This window comes from Actinoplanes sp. NPDC051633 (assembly GCF_040681735.1).
Classification (GTDB): Bacteria; Actinomycetota; Actinomycetes; order Mycobacteriales; family Micromonosporaceae; genus Actinoplanes.
On record NZ_JBFAZH010000603.1, the window covers coordinates 1 to 4,866 of the forward strand.

Below are 4,866 nucleotides of genomic sequence, written 5' to 3' on the forward strand. Positions count from 1 at the left end.
CGAGCCTAGATCTTTGGCAGGATGGACCTCGTGGGCAATCCGCTGCGTACCGCACAGGACCGACGGCTCCCCCGGATCCCCGAGCCCTGCGCTCTGGTGATCTTCGGCGTCACCGGTGACCTTTCCCGTAAGAAGCTCATCCCGGCGGTCTACGACCTCGCCAACCGCGGCCTGCTGCCGCCCGGCTTCGTGGTGCTGGGCTTCGCCCGCCGCGACTGGGGCGAGGGCGAGTTCGAGTCGCTGGCCTACGAGGCCGCCAAGAAGGGCGCCCGCACACCGTGGCGCGAGGACGTCTGGCAGCGGCTGGCCAGCCAGTTGCAGTTCGTGCCCGGCTCGTTCGACGACGACGCCGCCTTCGACAACCTGGCGGCCACCCTCGACGACCTGCGCGAGCGCAACGGCATCCCAGGCAACGCCGCCTTCTACTTCTCCATCCCGCCGGCCGCGTTCCCGCTGGTGCTCAACCAGCTCAACCGCACCGGGATGGCCGACAACGCGAAATCCGGCGGCTGGCGCCGGGTGGTGGTCGAGAAGCCGTTCGGCAACGACCTGGAGACGGCGATCTCGCTGAACCAGCTCGTCGACGAGGTCTTCACCCCGGAGGACGTGTACCGGATCGACCACTACCTGGGCAAGGAGACGGTCCAGAACATCCTGGCCCTGCGCTTCGCGAACAGCCTGTTCGAGCCGGTGTGGAATTCCAAGTACGTCGACTCGGTGCAGATCACGATGGCCGAGGACGTCGGTATCGGCACCCGGGCCGCCTTCTACGACGCGTCCGGCGCGGCGCGCGACGTGCTGCAGAACCACCTCCTCCAACTGCTCGCCCTGGTGGGCATGGAGGAGCCGACGAGCTTCGACCCCAACGAGGTGCGCGCGGAGAAGCTGAAGCTGCTCAAGGCGATCAGCCTGCCCCCCGACATCTCGACGGGCTCGGTCCGAGGGCAGTACCTGCAGGGCTGGGTGGCCGGCGAGCGCGCGGTGGGCTACCTGGAGGAGAAGAACATCCCGCCGGACTCGACCACGGAGACCTACGTGGCGGTCCGGCTGGGCATCCAGAACAGGCGGTGGGCGGGCGTCCCGTTCTACGTCCGCGTGGGCAAGCGCATGCCGCGCCGGGTGACCGAGATCGCAATCCTGTTCAAGGTCGCGCCGCACCTGCCGTTCGATCCGGAAGACGTCGAGATGCTGGGCCACAACCAGCTGGTGGTGCGGGTGCAGCCGGACGAGGGCGTGGTGCTCAAGTTCGGCTCCAAGGTGCCGGGCACCACGATGGAGGTCCGCGACATCGCGATGGACTTCCAGTACGGCGCGGCGTTCACCGAGTCCAGCCCCGAGGCGTACGAACGGCTGGTGCTCGACGTGCTGGTCGGTGACCGGACGCTGTTCCCCGACGCCGCCGAGGTCGAGCAGTCGTGGCGGGTGATCGACCCGCTGGAGGCCGCGTGGGCGGGTACGAAGCCGGAACCGTACCGGTCGGGTGAGTGGGGCCCCCGGGCGGCGGACGAGTTGCTGGCCCGTGAGGGCCGCAGTTGGAGGCGGGCGTGATCGGGCTCTGGGACACCACCGGCAACGAGGTCGTCAAGGCGCTGGCGGCGGAACGCCGCAGTGCGGGCGGTGTCGCGTCCGGTCTCGCTCTGACGCTGGTCGCGATCGTGGAGGAGAAGAAGGTACGCGAGGCCGAGGCCGCCGCGACCATCGCCGCCTCCGCGCACCCGTGCCGGCTGCTCATCGTGGTCCGCTCCGATCTGGAGGGTCGCAGCCGGCTGGACGCGGAGATCGTGGTGGGCGGCCGGCTGGGCCCGGCCGAGGCGGTCGTGATGCGCATGTACGGCCGCCTGGCCCTGCACGCCGAGTCCGTCGTGATGCCGCTGCTGGCTCCGGACGTGCCCGTGGTGACCTGGTGGTGCGAGCCGCCGCCGGATGTCATCGCCAACGACTTCCTCGGCGTGCTGGCGGACCGCCGGATCACCGACTCGGCGCTGGCTCCCGACCCGGTGGCGGCGCTGCAGCAGCGGGCGCTCGACTACGCGCCGGGCGACACCGACCTGACCTGGACCCGGATCACCCTGTGGCGGACCCTGGTGGCGGGCGCCTTCGACACCACCGACGAGCGGGTCACCGGCGCGACGATCGTGGCGCCGCCGAGCGACCCGACGGCGGCGCTGATGAAGGGCTGGCTGCAGTCTCGGCTCGGCATCGAGCCGGTGTGGGAGCCGACCGACCGGTCGCCGCGGATGCACTCGGTGGAGCTGCAGTGCGCGAACGGCGACTGCGTGCGGGTCACCCGCGAGGAGGGCACGGCGCTGTTCAGCCGGACCGGCCAGGAGGACCGCTACATGCCGTTGCCGAAGCGGCCGGTCGGTGACGAGCTGGCCGAGGAGCTGCGGCGGCTGGACCCCGACCAGATCTACGGCGAGGCGCTGGGCGCGATGGCCGGGGTCACCGGTCTGGAACAGAGGCCGGCCGGACGAGTCCACGTCTGGAAGGACCCGGCGCTCGCCGCGCGGGCCGGTGACACGGCCGGCACTCCGGCATGAGCGAGACCGTCGTGGTGGTGGTTCCCGACGCCGACATCCTGGCGTCGGCCGTGGCGGCCCGGCTGGTGGTCAAGATCATTGACGCCCAGGCTGAGCGCGGCTGGGCGAGCGTCGTGCTCACCGGCGGCCGGATCGCGAAAAAGGTGCTGGCCTCGGTCAAGGAGTTGCCGGCCGCGGACGCGATCGAGTGGTCGCACGTCGACCTGTGGTGGGGCGACGAGCGGTTCCTGCCGTCCGGCGACCCCGAGCGCAACGACACCCAGGCCCGCGAGGCGCTGCTCGACGCGCTGCCGCTGGACAAGGCACGGGTGCACGCGATGCCGGCCTCGGACGGACCGGACGGCGACGACGCCAAGGCCGCCGCCGCCCGGTACGCCCGCGAACTGGCCGCGGCGGCCAAGCCGGGCAGCTCCGAGCTGCCGCACTTCGACGTGCTGATGCTCGGGGTGGGCGAGGACGGCCACGTGGCGTCGGTCTTCCCGGAGCATCCGGTCTACCACGAGACGGGTACGACGGCGGCGGTGCACAACAGCCCCAAGCCGCCGCCCACCCGGATCACGCTGACCCTGCCGACGATCCGCACCGCCGAGGAGGTCTGGCTGATCGCGTCGGGCCCGGACAAGGCGGCGCCGGTCGGCATGGCCATCGAGGGAGCGGGCCCCAAGCAGCTCCCGGCGGCCGGCGCCATCGGCACCGACAAGACGTTCTGGCTGCTGGATCGCGCCGCGGCGGCCAAGGTGCCACAGAGAGCACGAAGTCTGCGATGAGAAAGGGCCGCCCCTGGGGGCGGCCCTTTCTGCGATGTCTCTGTGTCAGCCCAGCAGGGCGGGGAGCTTCTCGAACAGCTGCTGCGTGTAGGTGACCATCTCGTGCAGCATCCAGTTGCCCGAGAAGAGGATCGCCGCGCCCACGCCGATCGCCTTGGGCACGAAGGAGAGCGTCGCCTCCTGGATCTGGGTGACCGACTGGAACAGCGAGATCGCGAAGCCGATCAGCAACGCGGTCACCAGCACCGGCGCGCACATCTTCGCGGCCACGGTCATCGCCTGCAGGCCCAGCTCAACGATCTGCGTGTCGGTCATGCCCATCAGTTCGGGGAACTTGAGAATTCCCGGAGTGCACGACGGGCGCGGTCGGGTTGCCGTTCGGTCACCGGGCCCGGCAGGGTCACCGCCTTGTCACCGAGAGGGTCGTAACGGGCGTCGTGGGGGTCGGTGCCACGGTGGGCGCGGTGCTGGGTGTCGGTGCGATCGACGTCGGCCGCGCGGTGGCCGTCGAGGACGGCTTGCGGGACCTCGGCGCGGGCGTGGTGGACAAGGGCCGGACCGTTCCGGGTTCGGTGGTCGCGCTCGGCCGGGGCGGCGCCGGCTCAGGGGTGCTCGAGCTGGGTGACGGTGCCGGGGGTACGGACGACGACGGCAGCTGTGGTTTCGAGGTGTCGCCGGGCAACAGCAGCACCACGAACACCAGTCCCGCCCCGAGAGCGCCGGCCAGCGCCGCCACCAGCGCCCACAGCCGCAGGAGCCCGCGCCGGGGGCGGGCCAGCGCGGTCGGGGGCATCGCCGGCTGCAGGGAGGCCGGGGTGATCTGACCGGCGCGCGCGGCGAGTGCTGAGCGCACCCGTACCTCCACGTCCTGGTTCATCGGTCCTCCAGCAGTCCGCGCAGCAGGACGAGCGCCCGGCTCGCGGTCGACTTCACCGTGCCGCGGGAGACGTGCAGGGTGTCCGCGATCTCCTGCTCGGACAGCTCCGACCAGTAGCGCAGCACCATCACTTGCCGCTGCCGCACGGTCAGCTTGCCGAGAGCGGACAGCACCCGCCGATCACCCTCGCCCAGCAGCGCCTGATCCTCGGCGGCGGGCGCCGTGCCGGGCGGCGGCGGCACGTACGCCCGCGCGGTCCGCCGACGCCGCAGCGCGGAGCGGGCCGCGTTCATCACCCCGGTGGTCAGGTAGGCGTTGGGGTCCGCGATCTTCCGTAGGTCGGCGCCGTAGCGCCGGTACAGCGCCGCGAACACGTCCTGCACGATGTCCTCTGCGGTGGGCAGGTCGTCGACCATCAGCACCGCCAGGCGGACCAGGCCGAGCCGCCGCGCGTGGTAGAGCTCGTTGATCGCCGGCGGATGCCCGTCCTGCGCGGTCACCGCCGGGCGGGCGGCTCCGCCGCGCCCGTGCGTGTCGTCCCCGATGATCGACCTGAGCAGACGCCCGAGGAGGCCGGCGACCGACCGCCCGGCGCCCGACCACCCGGCGCCCGTGCCGGTCGCCGGGCAGCCTCGACATGGTCAGCGTCAACGTCGCCCGGGCCGCCGGCCCTGCCCTGGCC

General features: G+C 71.9%; 6 protein-coding genes. 4 read left to right on the forward strand and 2 right to left on the reverse strand.

The window, feature by feature from the left end; all coding sequences use genetic code 11:
• Positions 1-30 precede the first annotated feature (30 nt).
• Genes zwf through pgl form a run of 3 tightly spaced genes read left to right on the forward strand, consistent with a single transcriptional unit; the run spans position 31 to position 3,307 of the window.
• Entirely contained in the window at positions 31-1,548 is a 1,518-nt protein-coding gene (zwf, locus tag AB0M20_RS27675) for a glucose-6-phosphate dehydrogenase (RefSeq protein ID WP_364303063.1), read from the forward strand.
• Positions 1,545-2,540, forward strand: coding sequence for a glucose-6-phosphate dehydrogenase assembly protein OpcA (locus tag AB0M20_RS27680; RefSeq protein ID WP_364303051.1), 996 nt, complete (start codon positions 1,545-1,547; stop codon positions 2,538-2,540). Before zwf ends, AB0M20_RS27680 begins: the two co-directional genes overlap by 4 nt.
• Complete coding sequence (gene pgl / locus AB0M20_RS27685; RefSeq protein WP_364303053.1) at positions 2,537-3,307, forward strand: 6-phosphogluconolactonase; 771 nt, start codon at positions 2,537-2,539, stop codon at positions 3,305-3,307. Before AB0M20_RS27680 ends, pgl begins: the two co-directional genes overlap by 4 nt.
• 45 nt (positions 3,308-3,352) lie before the next feature.
• Here pgl and fliQ read toward each other — a convergent pair whose 3' ends face one another.
• A complete protein-coding gene (gene fliQ, locus AB0M20_RS27690) occupies positions 3,353-3,622 on the reverse strand; it encodes a flagellar biosynthesis protein FliQ (protein WP_364303056.1) in 270 nt (89 codons plus the stop codon).
• A gap of 122 nt (positions 3,623-3,744) precedes the next feature.
• Between fliQ and AB0M20_RS27695 the strand changes: the two genes are divergently transcribed.
• Positions 3,745-4,131, forward strand: a complete 387-nt coding sequence (locus AB0M20_RS27695) for a hypothetical protein (protein ID WP_364303059.1) — start codon at positions 3,745-3,747, stop codon at positions 4,129-4,131.
• 49 nt (positions 4,132-4,180) lie between these two features.
• Here AB0M20_RS27695 and AB0M20_RS27700 read toward each other — a convergent pair whose 3' ends face one another.
• Positions 4,181-4,684, reverse strand: a complete 504-nt coding sequence (locus AB0M20_RS27700) for a sigma-70 family RNA polymerase sigma factor (RefSeq protein WP_364303061.1) — start codon at positions 4,682-4,684, stop codon at positions 4,181-4,183.
• Between the last annotated feature and the right edge of the window lie 182 nt (positions 4,685-4,866).

Bases quoted from the DNA above. Each gene is read 5' to 3' on its own strand.
- pgl (WP_364303053.1), top strand. From the start codon at position 2,537: ATGAGCGAGACCGTCGTGGTGGTGGTTCCCGACGCCGACATCCTGGCG.
- fliQ (WP_364303056.1), bottom strand. From the start codon at position 3,622: ATGACCGACACGCAGATCGTTGAGCTGGGCCTGCAGGCGATGACCGTG.